General features: G+C 39.7%; 12 protein-coding genes and 1 pseudogene. 4 read left to right on the top strand and 9 right to left on the bottom strand.

Annotated elements, in window-relative coordinates:
* From F6K18_RS05245 to F6K18_RS05235, 3 genes are all read right to left on the bottom strand, one after another.
* Positions 1 to 1,225 (bottom strand): WD40 repeat domain-containing protein (locus F6K18_RS05245; RefSeq protein WP_287519324.1); only part of this gene is annotated, 1,225 nt, incomplete at its 3' end.
* Between the two features lie 545 nt (positions 1,226 to 1,770).
* Positions 1,771 to 5,391, bottom strand: a complete 3,621-nt coding sequence (locus F6K18_RS05240) for a peptidase (RefSeq protein ID WP_287519312.1) — start codon at positions 5,389 to 5,391, stop codon at positions 1,771 to 1,773.
* A 688-nt stretch (positions 5,392 to 6,079) separates the two neighbouring features.
* Positions 6,080 to 6,514 (bottom strand): hypothetical protein, encoded by a 435-nt coding sequence (locus F6K18_RS05235; protein ID WP_287519311.1) that lies wholly within the window; start codon positions 6,512 to 6,514, stop codon positions 6,080 to 6,082.
* 17 nt (positions 6,515 to 6,531) lie between these two features.
* On the opposite strand from F6K18_RS05235, the gene F6K18_RS05230 reads away from it, so the two are divergent.
* The 3 genes from F6K18_RS05230 to F6K18_RS05220 all read left to right on the top strand — a co-directional run bounded on the left by F6K18_RS05230 (position 6,532) and on the right by F6K18_RS05220 (position 10,162).
* A complete protein-coding gene (locus F6K18_RS05230; RefSeq protein ID WP_275670326.1) occupies positions 6,532 to 6,657 on the top strand; it encodes a hypothetical protein in 126 nt (41 codons plus the stop codon).
* A 1,418-nt stretch (positions 6,658 to 8,075) separates the two neighbouring features.
* Entirely contained in the window at positions 8,076 to 9,497 is a 1,422-nt protein-coding gene (gnd, locus tag F6K18_RS05225; protein ID WP_287274605.1) for a decarboxylating NADP(+)-dependent phosphogluconate dehydrogenase, read from the top strand.
* A gap of 326 nt (positions 9,498 to 9,823) precedes the next feature.
* A complete protein-coding gene (locus tag F6K18_RS05220) occupies positions 9,824 to 10,162 on the top strand; it encodes a zinc ribbon domain-containing protein (RefSeq protein ID WP_287519308.1) in 339 nt (112 codons plus the stop codon).
* A 26-nt stretch (positions 10,163 to 10,188) separates the two neighbouring features.
* On the opposite strand, the pseudogene F6K18_RS05215 reads toward F6K18_RS05220, so the two are convergent.
* The 3 genes and pseudogenes from F6K18_RS05215 to F6K18_RS05200 all read right to left on the bottom strand — a co-directional run.
* Positions 10,189 to 10,281 (bottom strand): annotated as a pseudogene (locus tag F6K18_RS05215) (HNH endonuclease); the annotation flags it as partial.
* Between the two features lie 831 nt (positions 10,282 to 11,112).
* Positions 11,113 to 11,352, bottom strand: a complete 240-nt coding sequence (locus tag F6K18_RS05205; RefSeq protein WP_287519306.1) for an isopentenyl pyrophosphate isomerase — start codon at positions 11,350 to 11,352, stop codon at positions 11,113 to 11,115.
* A gap of 16 nt (positions 11,353 to 11,368) precedes the next feature.
* Positions 11,369 to 13,003 (bottom strand): Ppx/GppA phosphatase family protein, encoded by a 1,635-nt coding sequence (locus tag F6K18_RS05200; RefSeq protein WP_287519304.1) that lies wholly within the window; start codon positions 13,001 to 13,003, stop codon positions 11,369 to 11,371.
* 598 nt (positions 13,004 to 13,601) lie between these two features.
* Between F6K18_RS05200 and F6K18_RS05195 the strand changes: the two genes are divergently transcribed.
* On the top strand, positions 13,602 to 14,486 hold the full coding sequence (locus F6K18_RS05195; protein WP_287519303.1) for a 4-hydroxybenzoate solanesyltransferase: 885 nt from the start codon (positions 13,602 to 13,604) through the stop codon (positions 14,484 to 14,486).
* A gap of 19 nt (positions 14,487 to 14,505) precedes the next feature.
* Here the strand turns inward: F6K18_RS05195 and F6K18_RS05190 are convergent, their stop codons facing one another.
* The 3 genes from F6K18_RS05190 to F6K18_RS05180 form a co-directional block, all read right to left on the bottom strand.
* On the bottom strand, positions 14,506 to 15,933 hold the full coding sequence (locus F6K18_RS05190; protein ID WP_287519302.1) for a transposase: 1,428 nt from the start codon (positions 15,931 to 15,933) through the stop codon (positions 14,506 to 14,508).
* Positions 15,934 to 16,367: 434 nt separating this feature from the next.
* Positions 16,368 to 17,240 (bottom strand): hypothetical protein, encoded by an 873-nt coding sequence (locus F6K18_RS05185; RefSeq protein ID WP_287519300.1) that lies wholly within the window; start codon positions 17,238 to 17,240, stop codon positions 16,368 to 16,370.
* Positions 17,241 to 17,961: 721 nt separating this feature from the next.
* Positions 17,962 to 25,647, bottom strand: a complete 7,686-nt coding sequence (locus F6K18_RS05180; RefSeq protein ID WP_287519299.1) for a LamG-like jellyroll fold domain-containing protein — start codon at positions 25,645 to 25,647, stop codon at positions 17,962 to 17,964.
* Between the last annotated feature and the right edge of the window lie 236 nt (positions 25,648 to 25,883).

The following is a 25,883-nucleotide window of genomic DNA, read 5'->3' as shown; positions in this document are numbered from 1 at the left end:
CTGTCTTGTCAGCACTTGCAGAAGCAATAGTCTCTCCATCAGGACTAAATGTTACACCATAGACCGAATTCTCATGACCAGTGAGAGTCTGCAATAATTTCCCTTGACGGTTCCACAATTTCACTGTATATTCATAACTTACAGTTGCTATAATCTCTCCATCAGGGCTAAAGGCTACATCCCAGACGAAATCCTTATGCTTGGTGAAAGTTTGCAATAATTTCCCTTGACGGTTCCACAATTTTACTGTATAGTCACGACTTGCAGTTGCTATAGTCTCTCCATCAGGACTAAATGTTACACCATAGACCGAATTCTCATGACCAGTGAGAGTCTGCAATAATTTCCCTTGACGGTTCCACAATTTCACTGTTTTGTCACCACTGCTAGAAGCAATAGTCTCTCCATCGGGACTAAATGCTACACCATTGACCCTACTCTCATGGCCGGTGAGAGTCTGCAATAATTTCCCCTGACGGTTCCACAACTTCACTGTTTTGTCAGCACTTGCAGTTGCTATAGTCTCTCCATCAGGACTAAATGCTACACCATTGACATAATCTTTATGGTCACTGAGAGTCTGGAATAATTTCTCCTGACGGTCCCACAATTTCGCTTTATAGTCACGACTTGCAGTGGCTATAGTCTCTCCATCAGGACTAAATGCTACGCCATTGACCGAATCCTTATGATTACTGAGAGTATGCAATAATTGACCCTGACGGTCCCACAATTTTACCGTATAGTCACGACTCGCAGTAGCTATAGTCTCTCCATCAGGACTGAATGCTACATCATTGACCCAATCCTCATGACCGATGAGAGTATGCAGTAATTTCCCCTGACGATTCCACAATTTCACTGTTTTATCATAACCAGCAGAAGCAATAGTCTCTCCATCAGGACTAAATGCTACACCACGGACCCAATCCTCATGACCGATGAGAGTATGGAATAATTTCCCCTGACGGTTCCATAACTTTACTGTTTTGTCAGCACTTGCAGTGGCAATCATCTCTCCATCAGGACTAAATTTTACACCAAGGACTGAATTCCCATGGCCAGTGAGAGTCTGCAGTAATTTCCCCTGACGATTCCATAACTTTACTGTCTTGTCAGCACTTGCAGTGGCTATAGTCTCTCCATCAGGACTAAATGCTACGCCATTGACCGAATCCTCATGCCCCTTGAGAAGATTACGCTCTCGATATCTTTGAGGATAGATAGATATTATGACTTGCCTTAAAGCACCTTTTATCTGCTTCCTGTTATTAGCCTGGGGTTGGAATATGATATTAGGACTCGGTAGTTGTTTTGCTGCTCTTAAAGCTTGCAGGATTGCTTCCCTATACTGATTTGAATTAAAAAATAATTGAGAAGTAATACTTTTACGCAGTCTGAGTTTTAAACTATTGATTGAACTGAGGAAAAATTACCGAAAAATTATGGTCTAAAGCCTCCCCTTTTAAAGGGATAAAAAAGATAATATTTCTGATGTCAAGCCTCCTTATTACAGAGGTACTGTTAGCGTAGCTCCTCCGATAGGAGGCTAACTGATATCAAATCCGGTAGCATCGGTGTAATTAGATGGAGGGATGGGGAGATGGGGGGATGGGGAGATGGGGAGATGGGGAGATGGGGAGATGGGGAGATGGGGAGATGGGGAAATATTTGGTAATGGTTGAAGATGGAACATTTTTTTATACCGAATTAAACGGATTTGATATGATAACTGAAATGACTCCCCTACTCCCCCACTCCCTCACTTCCCTATCCGTGTATCCGTGCCATAATCCGTGTGAGTCGCTTCCCTACCCTGGGTACAAAAAACACAAAATCAGTAGGCACGATCGCTTCAATATTTGGGTCATAACCACCTACTTGATTAGTACGCAATACCCATAAGGAAGCACCAAACTGGAGAAAAATCATCGCTAGTTGGTCGTTAGTAAACCGAGGTAGGAGCGATCGCCAACTCCCTGCAACTTGCCATAAAGTTTTTAGAGGAGTCTCTACAGGAAACCCCCCTAAAGTTGTTGCTTCCGAACGCCAGTCTGCTCGTGCTTTTCCCAAGGGTGTTAAGTGATTTTCCAAAGCTTTCACTAGATTGACTAATTGTGTAAAACGCTGAGTTTGCTCATCATCAGGATGTTCTCTGAGCCATTTCATAATTAAAGGATTTAATTTTAACTGAGCTACCATCCGGTTTAAAGCTGTATACAGTGCTTGACTTGAATCTTGCACGCAGGAGTTTATGGGACTAACAGCAGTTGCACCAGTACCATCCCCAGTCCGATAACGAGCTGCCATGACATCAAGTTCTTGCACTATATAACTGAGTGGAGAAAATTTGATACCGTTAAAATCATAATCTTCGGTCATGGGTTTAAACTTAATGATAATTTCTGAAGTAGGACGCGTTCCTAACCATCCCCATTGCCGATCGCCCATATATTTCATCCAAGATATAGTACCAGCAACAATACCATCACAGTTATGAGTATAGATTTGCCGATATTCTAGATTTAACTGGAGTTCATTTGCTAAAGGTTCCCGTACTACCTTTGTTATTCCAAAAGCAAAATGACCGAAAAATATTCCCAAGGGCGAAAATTCTGGTTTTCTGCCACCAATACCTCCATAGACGTGCATGAATAGAGCTTGTTCGCCTTCTTCCCAAACCGGAGTCTGGGAAATTTCACTCTGTTGTTTTTCTGTAGGGTTGAGCAAAATATTTGCAATGTCTCCTTTCGGAGCAACCTGGTTTTGCCAATATTTATAATTGATGTAGTCTAATGTGGCTTTTTTTCCAGAGATTATTTTCTTGGGTTTCAGGGAAAATAAAGCACGAGGAGCGATCGCTTGTACGACAAATTTACCCTGAGCATTCTTCGCTCCATAAATATACCAACCCTTTCCATTTACAGGAGAATTTTCTAAACCTTGGTTCTGAGAAGGTGAAATACCATTGCGGTCAACAATGACAGAAGGAATATAAATAATTTCTTCAACACCATCAAATTCCTGAGAACTGGAATTATAGTGACGCACTCGAAATAAGTCTTCTCCTACAAACTGGATAATTTTCACCAACCCATAAAAACAACCAGAAATTTGAATTGGTTCGCGACTAATATATAAACTGAGGCGACCTATACCAGTATCCTCAACTACTACAGGTTCCGGTAAAGCCACAATCATATCGTCTTCCGGTCTAGCACCTGCTAAAGATTCTAGAGGATCGACATTTTGCCAATTATCAATCCGCTCTGGATGAATATTTCCCTCTCTCTTACTCACCCTTACGCGATCGACAAAATTAACATCTGTAGTAACAAGTTGAACATAAGTTTGTAAATGAGAGTCATCACCCCAACGTAAATTCACAACCTGTCCGACGCGGTGTTTATTTTCTGAATCTGTCATCAGCAGTTCCAACAATACACCTTTAACCTCCTCCCTTTCCTCAGCAGTCGGTAAAATTAAACGTCCTACCCATTTACTAATAGGTTGATAGAGTTGCGAATCAACAGATTGAATTAAAGGATAATAACTAGGATGATTACATAAAGACTGCTTGTAGAGTTCATAATTACTAACAGTTCTAAAATCTTCAGGATTTAACCCTGTTGCTACCCAATTTTTGGTTAAAATTCCAGAAATAATATCCAGTGTTTGCTGTAAGTGAGTACGACCATCTGGAAGCATAGCTGTTCCCATCGGACCAATTTCATCGTTATGAGCAACCGGACCCAGAGAAATAAAACTAATTTTCCCCCGACGTTTAGCATGATTCCAATTAGATAAGAACATAATCGGCCATCTTCCAGGAAACATTATCGGACCTAATCGTTCTACACTATCCTTTTCTCCCACTAGGTGATACAGACGTTCTACTACCATTGCTCCAGTATTGCCACTGATTACCCCCGCCAAAGAAATCGCCTCAATGGGTGCCCCTGTAGCTTGTTTGAGAAAAGGCACCGCCCCCATAGACATTTGACCGCCTCCACTGTAACCAATCAGAGCGATCGGTTTTTGACTACCGAGAGGATAACCAAAATGGAGGAGACTATCAAATAACACTTGTGCTAATCCTTGATTTTGAATCAGACTGTAACGAGGGTCTGCTGCAACAGCAACCGCTGCAACATTACGAAGATTAATAATACCAGCGATGGGGTTATTAGGATTTCTCTGAGCAATAGAATCAAGGATGTTCCACAAAAATGCTAAAGGTCGGTCTGTTGTTAGAGAACGGTTTGTGGCAGAGTAGGGCATAATACCTTTGATAATTACTACATCTGGTGGTGTAGCATTAGCTAGGCGATCGAGAAAATTTTCAACTATGGGTAGGTATTGGTAGGAACCTTGGTTGATGCCATCCAAGTATAAGACATAAATAGAAGCATCTTGGCGGTCTGGTACTTCTTCGACTAAACTACCTGAATATCTGAGAGTTGGTGGTTCATACCATCCTGCCCACCAAGTTAAGGATTCTAGAGGAGTGAAGATTATTGAACAGAAAAGTGCAATTAGACTTATATATATTAAGTTAATGGTTAGTTTAAAGGTGTCATTCAGGGCAGTGTACCAAATGGTGAAAAAGTTTTGAGATAGGGGTGATAAAAGGATAACGATGGAAAAAGCAATAATTCCTACAACTATATATTTGATGATAGGTTTAATTTTTTGCTTTTGCTGTTTATCTGTTTTTTGGGGTAATAGGTCGGTGCTAATCTGGAAGGAACTAGATTGGTTTCCTGCCATGACAATTTCTTTTAGTTCTTGTTTATCTGTTACTAACTCAGTTCCAGCAGCAAGATTTAATAGCCATCGACCAAAAGCAGTAATAGGACGACCAATGGTGCGTTGTGATACCTGATGTATAATCCATCCTAAAATATTACAAGCAAATGCTGCCCAAATATTCAGTTGTGTGATTTCTTGTATTGCTGTTATTTCTGCCAGTAAACTCCATAGAGTCAGTAGAACACTGATGGGAATACCAAAATATGGTAATCCAATGAGAAAGCTTAACATCTGGGGTGCATAACTCAACCCCAGGGTACGGATGACTGTCAGTAATTCTAAGTTGATATTGAAGATGAGGTGACTGACTAACCAAAGACTTATTGCCCAAAACCCGAAACTAAAGACAAATATAATGGCTGAAATTCCTAGACTGAGAACAAAGCGTAATCGTTTAACCTTGTTAATGAATAGTACAACGCATTGAGCGATCGCTTGTGCTAAACCAGCAATTAAGACTACAGTTAATGCTACCTGAATGCTTTGGGGCAAACTATTAATTTGGTTATAAACTTCTGGGTTTAGGGTTGATGCACCTGATATGAGATGCCAGAATTGGTCAAAAGCTTTTCCTGTCATGGTTTTAATTTCACAAAAATAGGTAGAAGTCCGGGGTTCTCCTATAAGGGAATGTTTTATGGGATAGAAACTATGTTATATCATGTTCGGTTTGAATACTTATACATAACTGTTGTGAGGAGTCAGTTCTCAGGAGTCAGGAGGGCAGCAAGAAATAAGAGGAGGAAAAAGAGAAAATTTTTTCGTTTGCTGGCGCACAACGCGCGTTAACGCGGAGCGCGGAACAGAGTTCTATCGCGCTCTTATCCGGATATGGTCCGAAGTGGTTATTTAAAGAGACATGATATAAAACCCCGCCTTTTAATACCAAATTCAAAAAAGGTCGTTACAGTATTAATCTCTAAATTCCGACCAGCAGAGAAAACCACTGTAGCAATATTTTATGAAATTGGTATAAGGCGAAATGTGTTTGGAGGAAGGCTCAAATTCCCTACTTCCCCTCCACCGGAGGGGTTAGGGGTGGGTTAACTTCTGACTTCTGACTTCGTTAACCCTCCCCCCTTTAATACCAAATTCAAAAAAGGTCATTACAGTATTAATCTCTAAATTCCGACCAGCAGACAAAAGCACTGTAGCAATATTTCATGAAATTGGTATAAGGCGAAATGTGTTTGGAGGAAGGCTCAAATTCCCTACTTCCCCTCCCAGGAGGGGTTAGGGGTGGGTTAACTTTTGACTTCTGACTTTGTTAACCCTGACCAGTTAAAGCATCTGCAAACGGATCGGGCAAAGCTTCTTGTACTTCCATGTCTTCATTGTCTTCAACAGATAAATCATCACTATTTAGATTTTTTTTTAAAATATTTTGATTGTTTTGATGCCGAGTAAAATCTTGTAATCTTACTAACTCCTGTTGATAAACAGAAATAATTTTTGCCAGAGACTCTGCCACTTCATTCCAACTTTCATCATCTACAATTTTTTCAGCAATACCTTGAAATAAATCTCCACTTTGGTTTTTTTGAACATACTCCCTCAATAATTTCCCAGATTTTTGTAAAGCAGCCTGATAAGCTTCTCCATCAGACCACCAAAGTCCGGGCTGATTCAATAACCAAGTCAAAATATATTCCTGAGCGTGTTGCTCTTTTACCCAATTAGCAAGATACTTTAATTCATCCATAAATTACCTCTTGAATTATGCCAATTATCAATACTAATACTATGTTTAATTCGACTCTCAAAACAAACATCTTTCACGCTTCACTCCAAATTGATGGAGAACGTATTATTACTTCGGAATTAAGTTCTTCTGTATTTCCTTAGTCCGACTGTAGGGGCAAAGGGCTGTTTGCCTACTTTGACCGCTAGCTAAATGTAGCAAAATTTTTAATATAGCAGAAGGAAGAAGGAAAAATCTGACGTTGTCTGAGTTTTAAGCTTTTGATATGTCAAATACAGTAATGGCGATCGCTATATTTGCTATGAGAAAGGAGAGTTTAATTTCCTAAATTTCAAAATTATTAGATTTTTTTCTATACAATTTACTCAAAACTAACAATAATAACCATCAGCATATCTGACAACTCTAACTATACTAATTTTTGGCTGCCCTGAATACAAATAAATATAGCACTCGGGGCAGTTGTGTAAAATTATCTGGCAAAAAGGAAGCACTGGAGCTTCACATAGGGAACAGGAATCGTAGTTTCATACTTTCTGGGAAAAGTTAATAACCTTTAATTTTATACCCTACTAATAATTTTATACCCTACTAAACTTTTAAATAATTACCTTTTCTTCAAAAAAGAGGATTGACTAAAAAAATATAAGAATGATTTTTTTTCTCAAAAGGAGAGTCTTAAAACCTAAAAATATTAATTATTTAGTGAATTTATTGAGTTTTTAATAATCTCTCTTGGTGCGGGTTCCTTTAATACTTTAGTCGTCGCGGGGTCTACTGTTTTTTTGCCTAGTTGATTCAGTCTACAATTCTTGTATTGATTACTGTAATCTATCAGCCATCGGTGAACCTTTCCCAAAAGGTAGCTTGCCTTCCTTAATAGTTTATCTTTTTTGCCCAAAGAAAATTAACATCTTTGTTCTAGTACAACACAAAGCTTTTTTAATTTATTACACTTGATACTTTTATTCTCCATCTATCTAATAGTTTAGATAAATGTTTATAATTAATTGATTATTTAGCTTCATTTCATTTAACACTTTGTACAAATCATGATTTTGATTTACTTTTAATTGATCATCAATTATGAACAATATTTTATTGATTTATTTCCCAAATATACTCCTAGCGTTACTAAGTTTCTCTCCTTTAGTGTGCTAGAAAAATTATTAATTTCTTATATAATTACGGGTGGTTATAGAGTTATATATTATGCACAGTTTATTCTACAGTAAATCAAAGATAATATTGGGAGCCTTCTAAATATAGTAATTATGAACTTCACTTTATAATTAAGACAAAATAAAAAAAAATCATTCCCTGATAATAATATAGATTATAATTTTATGTTTAGTTAAACTTTAAACTATTGAAGCAAATTATCTATAACACTGAATTGATTGATACAGAATTATTAATTTGTATTAAATACGTTTTTTTGTATCAAGCTATACTTGAAATCTTAAAAAAAACCTTTACTAGAAAAAGTCAAAAAAAAACACCTGTAATCTAAAAACTGTACTTAAAATTTAGTAGAGAAACTCAGGGAAGTCAAAAGATTATGGGACAGCAAAAATTTGGTGTTATCGGTCTAGCTGTAATGGGAGAAAACCTAGCTCTCAACGTAGAACGCAATGGATTTCCCATCTCCGTATACAATCGCAGTAGCGATAAAACCGAGAAATTTATGGCAGAGCGGGCACAAGGTAAAAACGTCCATGCTGCTTACACTCTAGAAGATTTTGTCCAATCTCTAGAAAGACCCCGCAGAATCCTAGTTATGGTAAAAGCAGGAGGACCAGTTGATAAAGTCATCGAACAACTAAAACCTCTCCTAGACAAAGATGATATGATTATCGACGGTGGTAACTCCCTCTACGAAGACACAGAACGTCGCACTAAAGATTTAGAATCCACCGGACTAGGTTTCATGGGGATGGGAGTTAGTGGTGGTGAAGAAGGAGCTTTATGGGGACCTAGTTTAATGCCAGGCGGTACAGAGGCTTCCTACAAAGAGTTAGAAGCAATTTTAACTAAAATAGCAGCTCAAGTTGATGATGGTCCTTGTGTCACTTACATCGGTCCTGGTGGTGCTGGTCATTATGTAAAAATGGTACACAACGGCATTGAGTACGGCGATATGCAGTTAATTGCTGAAGCTTATGACTTACTCAAAAATGCTGTTGGTATTAGTAACGAACAACTCCATGAAATTTTTGCTGAGTGGAATAAAACTCCTGAGTTGGAATCTTTCTTAATTGAAATTACCGCCGACATCTTTACCAAGAAAGATACTGAAACTAGCAATCATCTAGTTGATATGATTATTGACTCTGCCGGACAAAAAGGTACAGGTAGATGGACGGTAATTAATGCTTTAGAGTTGGGTGTTGCTGTTCCAACTATTACCGCTGCTGTTAATGCTCGGATTATGTCTGGTATTAAGGATGAGCGTGTAGCAGCTTCTAAAGAATTAACAGGTCCGACTGGTAAGTATGAAGGCGATGCCAAAGTTATGATCGACAAAGTGCGGGATGCTTTGTATTGTTCTAAGATTTGTTCTTATGCTCAAGGTATGGCATTGTTGGCTGCCGCATCCAAGGAATTTAATTACAATCTGAATTTGGGTGAGTCGGCGCGAATTTGGAAAGGTGGTTGTATTATTCGGGCTGGATTTTTGAATAAAATTAAGAAAGCTTTTGATGAAAATCCTGGTCTACCTAATTTATTGTTAGCACCAGAGTTTAAGCAAACTATTCTCGATCGCCAAGATGCTTGGAGGGAAGTTGTTGCCACTGCTGCTAATTTAGGATTACCTGTTCCTGCCTTTAGTGCTTCTCTGGATTATTTTGATAGTTATCGTCGAGCAACTTTACCTCAAAACTTGACTCAGGCTCAACGGGATTATTTCGGCGCTCACACTTATGAGCGTACTGATAAACCTCGTGGTGAATTCTTCCACACTGAGTGGCCTAGTAAGTAATTCTTTCTGTCTGTTTGACATACTCCCGACGTTGCCCTTACGGGACAACGCGGGATTCTTCAACTCGCAAGTAAACGAATCGCAGTTTCGTGTGAGGTGATGTTCTCCCCCTGTGTTGATAATAATCCTATTTTCTGTATCAGAAGTGCTGAGTTATAGATTAAAGTCAACGACTCCCTCACCAGAGGCGTTGCTCTCCAAAACGGAGCGTGAAAATTTCTCTTCACTCCGCTCCTCAATGAAACGGGACTTGCCAAGTCTACCTCACCACCAACATATCTTCTATCCAACGATAATTCTTTGGAATATCAAACAGTGGTTTGGGCTTGACACTATGTACAGTCAGATTTTGTGCCATAACTTCTATCAATGAAAGTCTTAGTATCGTGGCAGTGTCGATGGAGCTAGAATATAAATGCCAATGGTACTGTTCAGAATTAGTAGTAGTAGATAGATTTTTTCCATCATCAAAGACTTGTTGCAGGTGTGGTCACGTCCAAGATATGCCGTTAAGCCTGAGAACGTATGATTGCCCTGACTGTGGCTTGTCAATAGATAGAGATTTAAACGCAAGTATCAATTTGCGAAATGCGGTCGGCTTGATCGTGAATGCCTGTGGACGGAGTGCTGCCGACAGTTCCGGTGGTTTGCGTAGCATTCCGTAGGAAAGCAGGAAGTAAACAGTAGAATATCACTCTATGTGACGTTTTATATCGGTTTTATGAAGCAGTAATTGCCAGTTTTTATATTCATCCTTTCCGCCTAATGACTTAGGGACGATATGGTCAAGTTAGATAATGTCTCCATCTTGAAAATGTAATCCACAGTAGAGGCATATTCCTTTTTGCTTCTTTTGTATCTTTTCCTGAACGACATTTACCTGCTTTATAATAGCTTTGGCTGACCAAGATTTAACGAGCAACTTTTGGAGTTTGTGAACTAATGCTACGTTGCCACAACGAGACGCTTGAATAAATCCGTTTCTGTAGCTTAAAGACCATCCTTTCCAACTTTCGCCAGGGGATGTCCTTCCATTTATACATCGGTGTTAACTCAGTGTTCATAACATTACTTGCTACTAACAGGCTTATCTTCCGTTACATCGTGAGTCTGTGAGCAGATCCCAACCATTACAGCTAGGCGTTCGCTTTCTGACCCAATCTTTCCCCAGTACTACCTAGTTTCCTAGAGTTTGCGTCTTGGTTGACTACTGTGGGTATCGACCTCCTCACAGAGTAAATACCAGGGTTATTTTGTTCCGAATAATCATTGTTTTATCCGCTTAGGATGGAACTATCCGCCTTTGGGAGGAAGTGCTTATCAACTAGAAGAGAACTCTGTTGATTCCTAATATTTGTGACCTTTTGGTTCGCCTAGCGTATCAATCTCTTTTCGCTAGTAACTAGCGTAGACGGTTCTATTGTTCCTTCATTTGTGTTATCCATACGGACTTGCTCAGTCTGTATTGACCGCGAGATTAGGTATACTTTTGACCTTTTATCCCCGCTTTATGGATTGATGACCATTCTCTACCATAGGGGATATGCTTTTACTGCTTCATAAAACCGACATAAAAGGTCATATAGCGACATTTTACTGTTTACTTCCTGCTTTCCTACGGAATGCTACGCAAACTACCGGAACTGTCAGCAGCACTCCGTCCACAGGCATCAACGGTCCCCTCTCCCCCTCTTCCCCCTCCCCCCTTCTCCCCATCTCCCCATCTCCCCACCCTCCCCATCTCCCCATCTCCCCACCTCCCCATCTCCCCACCTCCCCATCTCCCCATCTCCCCATCTCCCCATCTCCCCACACTCCCCATCTCCCCAAATTCCCACACTCCCCATCTCCCCACACTCCCCTGCCAAAAACTATACAGATGCCATCATAGGTTCCAACTTTGCTATCAACTTCAAAGCAAACTCTTGTTCAAACGCCTCCTTCTTATAATCTAAATTCCACAACTCCAAAGCACAGTCATCTTTAGGGTTAGCTGGCCGTAACCACATATAAAATTCCTGCTTATCTTGGTTGAATTCACATTTCACGTCAGCGATCGCTCCTTTTTGTCGTCGGTCTAAAGCGATCGCTAACCGCAACAACGCACTCAACTGAGATACCATCTGTTGATATTTTTTTGGTAAACCTTGATAATTTTCGTGCTTTTTCTTCGGTAAACTCTTACGGTGATAACGAGCCAAATTAGCAATTACTTCAATCTCAATCTCGCTATAACCCAATAATTCTCCATTTCTAATCAAATAATAAGAATGTTTATGGTGCGATGAATGACTCACATATAAACCACAGTTATGCAAAATTCCAGCTGCCCATAATAACTCTCGTTCATCATTCCCCCACTCATGTAGCACTCCTTTAGTTTCGTCAAATAAATTTAGTGCCCAAGAAGCAACCCGCTCGCTACATTCCAAATTTACTTGGTATTTTTGAGCAATTTTTAGGGTATTACGCTGACGAATGGAACTTTGGAAACGGAGGCGATCGTATATCAAACTATGATTCAACATCCAGTCAACTATTACTCCCTCCCGCAAACTACGTTCGCAAACAATTATTGACTCCATTCCCAATAAACTCATTGCCTCTTTTAATACTAAAGCACCTGCCAAAATAATTTCCGAACGCTTCTGTGACATTCCCGGTAACTCTTGCCGTTCGGAGACTGACAGCTTTTTCAACTTATTAACTAACCCTTCCAACTCAGCTAAACTAAACTGATAACCTGCTAGGGAAGTCGGTGCATTCCCGAATTTTTCATAAGCATGAATATTCGCCAATGCTTCAATTGTGCCAGAAGTACCCACTAACTGTGGTTTTTCACCTTCCTGGATATTAGCTAATAACTCCTCTGTCGGACGTTCCAATAAACCCCTAATGTAAGCTCGCAGATAGGCAAATTCTATTTTGTTAATGGGGTCAGTAGTAACAAATTCTTTGGTCAAACGTACTGCACCTACCTTTGTACTGCTCAGAGTCCGTGGTGCATTACCGTCACCTAATATTAACTCTGTGGAACCTCCACCGATATCAATAATGACATGGGGTTTGTTGTTAAACTCCATTGCTGAAAGCACCCCGAGATAAATTCGGCGAGCTTCTTCTTGACCAGAGATTAAGTTAACATACAAGTCTAACTCATCAGCAATTTTATTGAGAAAAACTGTGCCATTGGGTGCTTCTCTTACAGCACTGGTAGCTACAGCAATAATTTGCTCCGCATTGGCACTTTTAGCAATTTTTTGGAAGCGCTCTAAGGTAGCGATCGCTCTATTCATAATTTCAGCTTTCAAATTACCATTTGCTTCACAGTCTCCGAGTCTTACCGTTTCTTTGTCTCGGTCAATAATTGTAAAAGCGGGTAAAGTTGGGTCTATTTTCACTACTACCAAATGTAGAGAGTTAGTACCCATATCTATCGCTGCCAAGATCCGTTCTCGGTTTTCCGATATCAAGGGTATTTTTACTAAAGGAACTGATGTAACCATATTTTATAAATGTGTTCAAATTTAACAAGTTGCCTAAATTTTAGATTAAATAATGTCATCTGTGTCATTATCATTGAAAATCGGTAATATGGCCTTTAATATCAAATCCGGTAGCATTGGTTTAACGAAGTCAGAAGTCAGAAGTCAGAAGTCAGAAGTCAGAAGTTAACCCACCCCTCGCCCCTCCCCCTCCTAGGAGGGGAAGTAAGGGATTTGAGCTTCGCTCCAAAAATATTTCGCCTTAAAAGGCTGAGTTTTAGACCCAATTATTTTGATAAATTAGGAGTCAAAAGTCAGGAGTCAGGAGAGAACTGCATTAGACATCTCCAAAAATAAAAAATAAAATCAATTATTGTACATAAATTATCAGTTCTTTCCCCCTATTCCCTCTTTTCTGGAGATGTCTATTTAGAAAGATTTGGGTTCTGGGTGAAGATCAAACATTTTTTTATACCAAATTAAACGGATTTGATATAACCCTTGACAAAATACCTTTATTTAAGGTAATAAAGGAAATAAAAAAATAAACTTCAGTATTTCAAGTTTATGGCTGAAGCTAGAGGTACTGATAACTGATAACTGATAACTGATAACTGAAATGACCCAATCTTATCAACCTCCTCAATCAGAATCAACCTTGATGAAAGTAATCAAGCTTCTGAGATGGGATAAACCAGCCGGACGCTTAATTTTAATGATTCCTGCTCTATGGGCTATATTTTTGGCTACTCATGCAACGCCACCCTTACCATTAGTCGGAGTAATTATTGTCGGGACTCTGGCCACCAGTGCAGCAGGTTGTGTAATTAACGATTTGTGGGACCGAGATATTGACCCAGAAGTGGAGAGAACTCGCGATCGCCCCCTGGCGTCCCGTGCTTTGACTATTCAAACAGGTATTGTTATTGCCATTATTGCCTTTGCCTGTGCTGGAGTCATAGCACTTTATCTCAACCGACTCAGTTTTTGGCTATCCGTAGCAGCAATTCCGGTGATTATTTGTTATCCCCTGGCCAAGCGATTTTTTCCAGTACCTCAGTTAGTATTATCTATTGCTTGGGGTTTTGCGGTATTAATTAGTTGGAGTGCTGCAGTAGCTGAGTTGGACACTGCTACCTGGATTTTGTGGGGCGCTACTATTGTTTGGACTTTGGGTTTTGATACGGTTTATGCGATGAGCGATCGGGAAGATGACCGACTTTTAGGGGTTAATTCGAGCGCTCTATTTTTTGGTGAATATGCAGCTAATGCTGTAGCTATATTTTTCTTTTTGACTGCCGTTTTATTGGGAGTATTAGGAGTAGAAATGGAGCTACATTTTGGCTTTTGGATAGCTCTTGGTATTGCTACAGTTTTCTGGTCTATTCAATATGGAAAATTACGGCAAGAAGAAATTTTAAAACCCTACGGTCAGATATTTAGACAAAATGTTTGGATTGGTTTTATATTATTAGCTGGTATGATTACGGGTTTAATATTTTGACATACTCCCGACGTTGCACTTACGCGACATGACGAACGCGGGATTCTTCAGTCTGGGAAACCCTAACCGCAGTTTTAACAGAGGTGATGTCCTCCCCCTGTGTTGATAGCAATCCAATTTTCTGTATTAGAAGTGCTGAGTTATAGTCTCTGTCGAGTTCTTGGCCACAATTACTGCAAGAATGCCAACGCTCTGATAAGCTTTTAGGAACTTTACTTAAGCATTGCCAACAATGTTGAGATGTACCTTTTGGGTCTACTTTGATAATTCTTTTGCCAAGTTTCCAAGCTACATACTCTAAGACTTGAACAAACTGACCAAAAGCTGCATCTTGTAAAGACTTATTCAATCCTGACTTAGCTGATTGACCGTTGGGCAAAAACTGACCATGATCACCTAATTTTACTTTGCAACGTCGGAGTAAAGAAGCTACCTGTAGGTCTTCAAGGAATATCACCCTTACATCTGAAAACAGATGGTAAGCAAGCTTGAATTGCCAGTCCAGTCGCTGTCTAGCTATTAGTTGATGAAGTTTAGCTATTTTACGCTTGAGAATTTTCCAAGGTTTGGAATGCTTGGACTTTTTAGCCAATCTCACCTGAAGTTTAGATAAACGATGCTCAGATAATCTAAAAAACTTAGGTACTTCTATAAATTCACCATCACTGGTAACAGCATAGTGCAACAATCCCAAATCAATACCTTTTGAGTTTTCTTTAGTGGGTTGAATTTCTGCAACCTCTACAGGGACAGTCTTATCTTCTATCGTTAAGCTGATATACCAGCCATCCGCTTCGCGGATTACTGTTCCTGTCTTAACCTTGAATCCTTCTGGTATTGGGCGATTGAAGACAAAAGGGACTAAGCCAATTTTTGGTAAATTGATACAAAAACGACCCTTAGCATTTTTAACAATATTGGTATTTGATAACTGAGGATAACTGAAGGAATTATAATAATGCTTCCCTTTGAATTTCGGCCTCCCACTGGTTTTACCGTTTTTGTCAGGTTTGGTAAAGTTATCCATAGTAGTTTGTACACGCTGAATAACATCTTGCAGAACCTGAGAATGCATGGACTTGTATTCAGGGAAGAGTTTTTTAGTCTGTGCTAAATCTGCTAGTTGAACAGTCTCCCATAAAACATAACCATTGACTATATTTGGATGTTTATCCCCTTTCTTAGTTATTGAATTACCACTACTGTCTTTTTTTCTACCGTCTCTTGTTTGTGTTCTAAACTCAGGAATGTTTTGATAAATTCGTTCTACTGGTACTACTGACACATTAAGTGGACAAGTGTTTACTGGTGTGCGCGTTGATTCAAACCAATACAACCTTTCAGCTAAACGGTAATTATATTGCTTTCTAGCCATGGACAACCAATTAGATATAATCACCCCTTGAGTCTTATGTGGTTTGAGCTTGTACTTATATTTCAGTAGCATTCAAGAATCAACTTTTGTTTCTTAGGTTAGGTATTATAATGACTGTATGTATAATTGTCAACTAAATCACGCTAGAGTGTTGCTTTTCTCATCCCCATTGAGGGGAATCGAAAAGCTTGGGGTGTCCATGTATCCCGACGTTGATGCGGAGCATACAACGCGGGACTTATAGCCCCCCAAACCCCCCAGTAGTTAAGGAAGAAGGAAGAAGGAAGAAGGCATCCCCCCTTGCCCCCCAGGGCTGTTTCATTCTCAATAGACACGGGGACGCGGGGACGCGGAGACACGATGAAGTTGAGCGATCGCCCTCTGCAATAAACAAACTCATGCCCTCAACTGGAGTTTGATGAAGGCGATCGCTATTCACACCATAACAATGGGTCAAAAATTCGTTTTTGTCCTCTTTCTATAATGCCAATTTCTGTATCTTTGACTTAGTTTTGTGGTAAATTCAGAAACTCCTCCATAATTTGGAAGAAATCTAAACCCCCTTTCTCCTTTATTTGGTAAAGATCGCCCATGATTTCAATAACCTTCTGATTCTGATTGATCATACCTTGTGACTTATTCAAGTCTAACTCAAGTGAAGGAATAATTGATTCTTCAAAAAGTAGTTTGACATCCTCATAATCATCTCTGCTCATCTCATCTATCAACTCCAATAACACATTTACTATCTCGTTTTTAGCCTGCGTTGAACCAGTCCCAGGATAATTTTGTGTCTTCAAATTTTCTACTTGAGTCCGCATTTTTGAGATAGTATTAATGCTAGTATTATTCAATATCTTTCGTAAATCTTTAGGTAAAAAGCCAATCGCTACATTTTCCCCGCCGCTTTCTGGGAACAAATTTTTTTGGTTATTTTGAAGATATGTGGAAACAGCTCTTAACTTATCAGCCAAGGTTTTTCCTCTATATATTATTCCTTTATTGTTAATAAATGTAGTTACTTCACTGTCTATATCATCGAGGTTATCGTTAATGTATGCCGTAAAAGCATCAAGAAGTAAATGAGAAGGAATGATGTGTCGTCGATGGTCTCCTATCTTGACTGGTATGTCAGTGCGTGTTTTCTGAGTAAATGCTGCCCGACCTTCATAAGACCATATTCCTCTGCTGTCTTTTTTGAATGCAAATGGTTTCTGACGAGGGATGTTACGTCCCTTTTTCTTCCACAAAGCTTTCCGAGCTTTTTTAACTACAACTTTTTTAGTTGTATGAACTAACTGGTTTTTAGGGGTTGCTCTTCTTCTAGCTTTTTGTTGATTAGCAAAATTCTTAGCCTTAGATCTGCTTGGTGTTGGCATAATAATTAATTAATTCAAATTCATTAACACTTTATCGGCATTCCTGGTATAGTAATGGATAAGTTTTGTAGGAACCTTCCATAGAAAGTTCCTACATTCTTTTTTCGAGATGTCTATAGATTTTCCAGGCGTAGGTTGGGTTGAGGAACGTTAGCGGAGCTTATCCGTTAGGATAAACCCAACATTAGTAAGGTTTTGTTGGGTTTCACTGTCGTTTAACCCAACCTACTGGCTAGCTATTAGCTTTTAGCATTCAGTTATCAGCTTTTATAGCTTTGGGTTTAAATCCCCGGTTTCTATAAACCGGAAGGTTTGGGAGGGGTTGAAATTCCCTTCTAAACGTTTACTGCTGACTGCTGACTTGCTGATTGCTTTTTTAATTAGCCATAATAATCAGCTTGGTATAGCAGTTTTTTAATCTATGATGAAGTACAGTTTTAGAATCCGTTCTACTGAACTTACCCAAACTTACCCAAAACATATTCTGAGCTTTGGAGCTAGCTTCCTGTTTCACGCATATACCACTGACCGCAGTCTGCAACTTATCTTCAAGAGCAGGCTTGAAATCGCTTGGAACTCAAGCTACTTCTGCACATAGTTTTCTAGGTTGACCGCAGCATTAAAATCTCTGTCTACCGAGAATCCCCCCGCCTTAAAAAGGGAGACGCCTTCAAAGTCCCCCTTTTCAAGGGGGATTTAGGGGGATCGTATTTCGAGATATCTATAGATTTTCCAGCAAAGATTTTAGCTCTGTAAGTTTACCTCGAATATCTGCAAGTTCACCTTGTATACTTTGATTTTTCCCTTCTAGGGAGTCAAAATAATTAACAACTTCTGCGGTTATTTGATCCGGATCTTGTTGCTTGCGAATATCCCGACCAAAGCCCATCAACGCTGGACGTTCCACATAAGTAACTCGGTGTAGCACTCGCCAAGTTTTATTAGCTTTCCCCCTTGCTTGACGCAAAGCACGAGCTTCTTCATCATTACTAGCGAGCCATTCGGGATCAACTACATAGTCGAAGAAATCATTGAAGTTTTTGGTACTACCTTCGAGGTAAAAACTCATAAACCGATAGCGGTCTACCTTTTCCCCTGGCCGAATGGGGTAGTCATCGGCGTCAGTAATTCCAATACTTTCTACACCACTCAAATCTACATATAACTGAAAACCCTTGCTACGACTTTCAGTTTTAGTCATAGTTTGAGTCATCTTGACAGTAGCTTGAGCAGTTAATTCAACTGCCGCACCAAAAAATCCAAAGTTGCCCTCTAAACCTAAACCAGCGTAGAGATCGAATGAACCACCAATAGTATGTTCGGCAGTATTGGCAAAACTCTGTGCTTCTGTGCGTAACCCGCCATCAGCATCCCAAACGTAATTGTTAACTATATTACGCTTTCCAGCCCTAATTTGGATACTTTCCATTTTCCGTTGCCAACCAGCAAAACTATCTGTGGCGTGGACTCTCGAATCCTGATCTTGAATTCTGGAGCTAATTTCTGCCTGTTTCTGTTGAGCAGCATCTGACTGCTCCAAAGCACCAGACCTTGCTTCCTCTTCCCGCTGTTTTTGTTCTGCTGCTTCTTGCTCTTTTCTCTCCTCCTCAGTCATATTCTCATCAGGTTTATCTTCTTCCCGCTCCAGAGATATTTCTGATGGCGCTTCTCCTTTGCTTGCTTCTCGTTCCAAGGATGCTTCATCCACAAGCAGTGCGTTAAATTGAGCAAAATATGACTCTCGCCGTTTATCTTCATTCTCAATCTTTTGTTTGAGGTTGTAAGCTTCCTGGAGACGATAGTAACTAGCAGGATATAGAGAACCATATTGATCCCGCATTTCCGGGACATGGCGGAAAAAGCGATCGCTACTAGCGCTAGAACCTGTCATCCCATCCAAGCTACCGTTCATAGTATAAGTTGGATTAATCAAGAAGGTAATGGTATTAATATCTGGTGGAATACCATCTACAGGTTGCACTTGATAACCAATCATTTTCTTGGTGCGTTTGAGGCGAGTAATAAACACATCTGCTAAACTCGAAACCACCAAAGCATAACCGACATTTTTGGGTATAAAACGCTGACCCAAATGGGGAAATTGAATACCAGTTTCATAGCTGCCCCGCAGTTCTAAGCGATCGGTCATGGTTATGGATGAACTAGAGCTAACGCTGGTTTGATTTAAGAAATTATAGCTGAGGTCAAGATTACCTTTGAAACCTGCTCGTATATCTGATGCTTTTGTCATCACCCCAAGACCAGCATATGAGACGTTGCTCGCTCCCATAAACAGATTAACTGATGCCCCTAAACCCACTTCTTGGTAACGGTTCCAGCTAAATGCTACATCTTCGGACATACCTACTTCTACAGAGGTTGCATTGTTGTAGTCTATCTTGACACTCAGGTTTTCGCTCGGTACTGGTGGCGCTCCTTCGATATACCCTAAGAGGGTAGGCGCAAACTGAGCATTACCTATCCACTTCAGTTCTAATTCTTCAATCCGCTTATCTGGCAATAACTCTGCACCATTGAGGGCGGGACTAGCTAGGAAACGTCTCATGGTGGCATATTTTTTATTGGTAATTTTTTCAACCCCAATAGTGCTGTATTCGGCACTGACTACAGCATTGCTACCAATGGGCAAGGTATTATCACCTTTAATCATTGCTCCATTGACAGTACCATGATGCTCGTTACCGCTAAGATCGAGAACTTTTTTTGTTGAATCGTCTGGTATAACTTCATTGAGTGGGAAATAGGCAAGTAAGCCTGACTCTTGACCTGTCAGACGTTGACGCATATCAGCTTTAATTTCTTCCGCACTGCGAGCTTTATTCCAGACACGGACTTCGGCCATTTGACCGTGGAATGGGTCTAATGTTCCTCCAGACCAAACACCAGCACCAATTTGAAATGAGTCTGTAGAGCTACCATAGTTGTTGACTGTTCCATGGGGGGTGCTAGTTTTTTCGACTCCATCAATATAGAGCGATAATTTACTGCCATTACCCACCAAGGCAACATGATGCCATTCATTAACAGGATATGAATAATCTGTTTGTACCAAACTATTGATAGCAACCCATCCTATCAATTTTTTCTCGCTGTTAAATCCAAATTCTATGGCATCATTTTGACCGAAAAGACTAGCATTGGGCAAGGAAGCAGGTTTTATCCACCCCTCAATGGTGAAAGATGATAAGTTGTTTAATAGACTTGAGTTAGGACTGATATAATCACCTTCGCCATTAAACTCCATCACTTGATGACCTAAGTTACCAATGGGAGCAGTACAACCCCACCAAGTACCACCAAATACTGTTCCATTGTTACCGCTACCAGTCAAGTCTCTGACTTCAGTACCTGTAGCTTCATTCAGAGGATAGTAAGCGACTAATCCTGGCTCATTACCAGTGAGTCTAGTTTTACTATTAATCGCAATTTCTGCATCACTCAGAGCAATGTTCCAAATACGGTATTCAGAAATTTTACCGAATTGTTGAGAACCTGATATGCTATTACCGATAGTTGAGAAATAACCAGTAATTTTGAAGCTTTCTTGCTCTAGTTGTTTCCTCGTGTCTTCATCAGTCTCTGCCTCCAGAATTGCTTGTTGGACATCAGCAACTTCTTTACCATTAATATAGAACTTTGTTGTTGATTCTTTACCTACAGCAGTTAGGTGATGCCAACCTACAGACAATTCTTCTAGATTATAGCCACTGTCGTAAAATTGATTTCGGAGAAAAATACCTAATTTTGCATTATTATTCTCTGTAAAAACATCAATACGCTCTCCATCAATTGTAGTAATTAAGGTCTGACTTGATGCTACTACCCTCACGCAGATATTCAAGAAGGCATTCATAATACTCTGAGTTTGAGTATCATCAATTTTTTCCGTAGTACCTCCTGCATAGAGCAGGTAGTATATACGCTTAGTACCTGAAATATTTGATATCAGATGTTGATCGTGATCGGTGTTTGTAGAAAATTGGTGAGTAGCAGAGCCATTATTTTCTAAAATCACAAGATGGTTAACGGATGGATCGGTAGTACCATAAACACGCTTGACAAACCCAGAGAAAGTCACACCCCCTACTTCAGTATTTAAGACTATACCATCAACTGAACCATGAGAGTCTGCACCAAGATTTCCTGTAATCTCAAAACTATTTACTCCATCAACATCGGCAATAAATACAAAAAGTCCTGGATATTTACGGGTGAAGTATCGACCATTTCCTCCGACATATTGACTACCAGCAATAGTATTATTGGAATATGGAATTGAACCCCCTAAATTAGTCCTAAGGAGATTGCCACCATCATACATATCTCTGCCACCATCTGAAATTGCAGTTCCACTCACACCATCACTGAACTCATAGCGGTTGGGAATCAAATTGGTAATAGATTGATAATCCTGATTGAGTTGTTCCAGTACTTCTTCTAGACTAAAATCTTTTTGAGCCTTCGGTAGTGGATAGGAAAACCAAGTCTCAATTGTCCATTCATTTGGTAGAGAAATTGGCTTGAGCAGCTCAATTTTAGAGTTAGTATTAGACAGTTTCAGAGCAACAGGAAGTTCATCAGCAACCCACTGTTCAAAAGTGGTATTTTGACTGTCAGAGGTAGCGTCATAATTTGTCAACCGCATTCGTCCTTGATGATCGAAATAGCTAAGTTGCACATTACCTTCACAAGTTTCAATAGCTGTTACTCGACTGGCAGCAGATGCAAATCCTAGGAAGGCCCCTTTAGTAACTAACTCCTTGTTATCTTTAGCCACTTCGGGCATAGTTTGTGGTGTTACCTGAATACTTACTATGTCATTGAGTAAGTTATTGTTTAATGTATTCAATAAACTCTGAACAGTAGTAAGTTCAGCAATGACTTCCTGTAAACGATCCTCTAGTTCAGCTTTTGTAGTATTTTTCTCCCCACTGGTTAATTGTAATAGCGCCAGTTCATTTTGAAGAGTTATCAAGTGTTGTTTCGCTTGATTCCATTCTCTTTCTTTTCTCTCATAAGCTGAACGAGCATTAGAAATATTGTTGGTAGCTACGCCTCCTATTTGGATTATTTTCCACTGTTGGTGAGATTTTTGATGTTCTGGCCAAATACAAACGTTATACTCACCGCCACCACGATCTAATACTCCTCCACTTGCCCGTTGGCGAATCAAATAATAACCATTTGATAAGGATTCTGGTTTCCATTCATATTTGCTACCGTCACTTGTTCCGCCATATACTAATTCTTTATAGTTCCCATACAAAGCTCTGTTTTCATAAAGTGATACGATCCGATAATACCCGTTACTCGTTGCTACAAACTTAAACTTGTTATTCGTGTAATAAGGGTTGCCATCAGCTCCCACATCAGCATGAAGAAGTCCTTTCGATGCGGTATAAATACGAGCAATCCAATTTTCATTCTCTCGACAAACCAGTTTACACCAGTAGTTTAATTTATTATTCTGCTCGTCTCGATAAGTATTAAAAAGTTGATTTTTTTGAGCTTCAAGATTGCTAATAAGTGTCTGTTGATTAGAAATTTCACTCTGTTTAGCATTTATAGCTGCTTGTCTTTCCACATCTCCTAGATTCAAATTAGCAATTTTTTGTTCTAGTTCCCGTTTTTCTTTGAGGAGTAATGCTTCCTCTTGCTCTTTTTGTTCAAGTTCTTTCAACTTAGATGGTAATGCTGCCTGACTATCTGCCAAGGTTGTCAGAGTAACACTATCGGTAGATTTGACTTCAGTAATACTATCGGAAACTAACTGAATGCCATGTTTACGAATTTCTAAAGTTGACCAACTACCTTGAATATCAGCAATTTCAAAAGCACGCATCATTGCTACCGTATAAGGTACAGTAACGCGACAAGTTGCTTGATACCAGTTATTGCCTAATGACACAAAGTCACTGTCAGCTCCAGAAAACGTCATCTTTTGCTCAGCACTGCGACTTGTTTTACCCCAATAGGAGAAACTGAACAATTTATTCCCATTCACATTATTGGGATTAACATGAGGAGCGGTCTTAAATTCAAAAGTTTCTACATAGGTTGCCCCACCACTAACTGCCACCAAATCATCATTGCTGTACTTAACTACTTGGGTAGTATTATCTCCTAAAGTGCGACTCAGAGTAATCGCACTCACAAAAGCATCCCCATGTACGACTCCATCATTTCCGTAGGCAGAGAAATCAACTACTTTTCTGTCTTTAGTAATCGCCCCTAAGCGCCAATAACCTACTAAATCTACTTCTCGTCCAGTTAGCTGTAGGTACATACTGTCTTTAATTTCCTGAACAGTACGAACTTTATCCCAAATTTGTACATCAGCAATTTTGCCAACAAACGACTTGCCAATCTCAAATTCTGGTTGCCAGTTTTCTGGTGTATTGGGTAATGCTGCAAATTCTCTAGGAGTTCCTAACTGCTGACCATTTTTACAAAGAGTTAAAGTTGTACTGTCACTTGCACCATCAGAAGCAATCACGCCAGCATAATGCACCCATTGATTTGTAGGGATCGTTGCGGTATCAGTGACTTGTTTATTACTATTACCTATTCTAGCTTTCAGAGTCACAGTACCATTATTAATCAATAGTTGGAAACGTTGTTCTTTTTCCCAAACAATTATTTGTTCTCCACTGCCTGTCTGTGATACATAAACCCAAGCTGAAATCGTATAACCGAAAGCAAATTCTGTAGATGGAGGGGTTAACTCGATAGCAGGAATAGCAATTTTCTGATCCCCACCATTAAACATCACACCCCGACGCTTTCTGGATTTCAATTTCAGATTTACTGCTTCCCCTGGTTGCCAACTAATACCGTTAACAACGAAATTTTCCTCGTCAAGCTTCTGAATAGCTAAAGTTCTATTATAGTCACTGGTATTAATAATTTGAACTTCATCCCCATCTTCCAGACCATGATTGAAAGCTGTTATTCTTAGTTTTTGATTTTCTACCCTTTCAAAAGCAGTGATGGCACCATCAAAAATTAAACCTGTTTCTTCTTCTGGCACTACTTCCCAACGACCAATGTCTCCATCAACATAGCTAGTCTCAATTTCAAATGTATCTTCGTCAATGGCAGTAGCTACATAATGGCCATCATAACTTTGAGTATCCGTGATTTCAATAATGTCACCAGTGATTAAATCCGCTGCTTCGGGAGAAGTAATCTGAACTGTGTCTTCATCTCCTCTATTTATTGCAGTAATTGTACCCTGGGGCGGTGGTGTAGAATCACCTATTCCTTTAATTTCATCCAGGGTATTTAAGGGTAATAATAAATCGCGACTATTGCTCCTGAGAATAGTCTGGGAGTCTGGGTTTTCATCAATCTCTGCCAAAGTGCCATCTGCTGCTACGGCAAAACTCAAAGCTGCAATATTTCCCTGTTTTGTGGGAATTGCCAACATGATCTTGGTTGCATTTTTTAAAAGCTGCATCCCCTCTCTAGTTTGCTGCTCCCTTTGGATATCGTATTTTGTGGCAGAAAAACCGTCAGCTACCTCAACGTTATTAATATCTAAAGTCCGATGAATAATTCCAGGAATCGAACGGGGCACCAAAGCATTCTTAGCTTCTGGTTTCTGTTCTAATATGGTATAGTCCTTAATATCAAATAATCCCTCTTCAGAAGCGCCAATTGTTGTCAACTCTATCTTCTGAGTTTGAGAATTGTAAGCAAAAATATGCCAACGGTATTTTTCATGTTCGTTAGTTGGTAACAAGACTACAGAAAACCAGCCTTTGTGAAGATTTGTAATGAGGCTCAATTCCGTAGTTGGTTCATAAAATGGCTCACCATCAGCATCTCGAAAGTCCAAAGAGTCGATATTTGCTAACCCACCATTTGCTTTTTTCTTCATGCTCTCAATGGGTTGATATTTTTTCCGAGAGCGTTTAAACCGCACATCTAACTTCCGCACTAGCTGATTAGTCATGCCATCGAGGACAAAACGGTCTACTAATAAAGTATTAGGAGTAGTTTCGGTGGCATTAGCTTTCGACTGACGAAAAACATAAATGTGTTCCATCCCAGAAACTAATTGTACTGGTGCAGCCGCAGATTCATTCTGAGTTCTGTAGCGAGAACGCAGAATAAATTTATTGGGGTCATCTTGATGAGTTAATTCTGCGGTTTCTTTGTCTATTACCGACTGGTCATCCTCTGCTTCATCAGGAAATTCCAGTTCTTGCCAATCTTCCCATCCCGTGCGTTGGTCTTCGGGAGTATTGAGGTAAGAGTCTTCAAAGCCATCCTGCTTAATGGTGTAGAAAATCTTGCCGTTAGTATCGGTCGCAATAACTACTACTTTGCCTTCATGGGCAATAGTGTTAATGAATTCCAGCTTTTCTTGGAGTAATAGCATTAATCTGCAGTTCTAAGTATTAAAATTATTGGTTCGACTCATGGTTTTAGCGATCGCAATTGGTCCAAACTAAAACCCGATAAGAGCAAGAGTATAATCAAATAATTAAAAAATCAAAAAGTTAACATTTTTTTAATTTTCTAGCCATGTCCCAGTCATATCATCTCCGGTTGAACAGTTATAAATAAATGATGAAGGAGTCAGGAGTCAGGAGTCAGGAGTCAGGAGGGAAGAAA

Origin of the sequence: Okeania sp. SIO2C2 (assembly GCF_010692625.1) — a bacterium.
Classification (GTDB): domain Bacteria; phylum Cyanobacteriota; class Cyanobacteriia; order Cyanobacteriales; family Microcoleaceae; genus Okeania; species Okeania hirsuta.
This window is presented reverse-complemented; position numbering and strand designations above follow the sequence as displayed.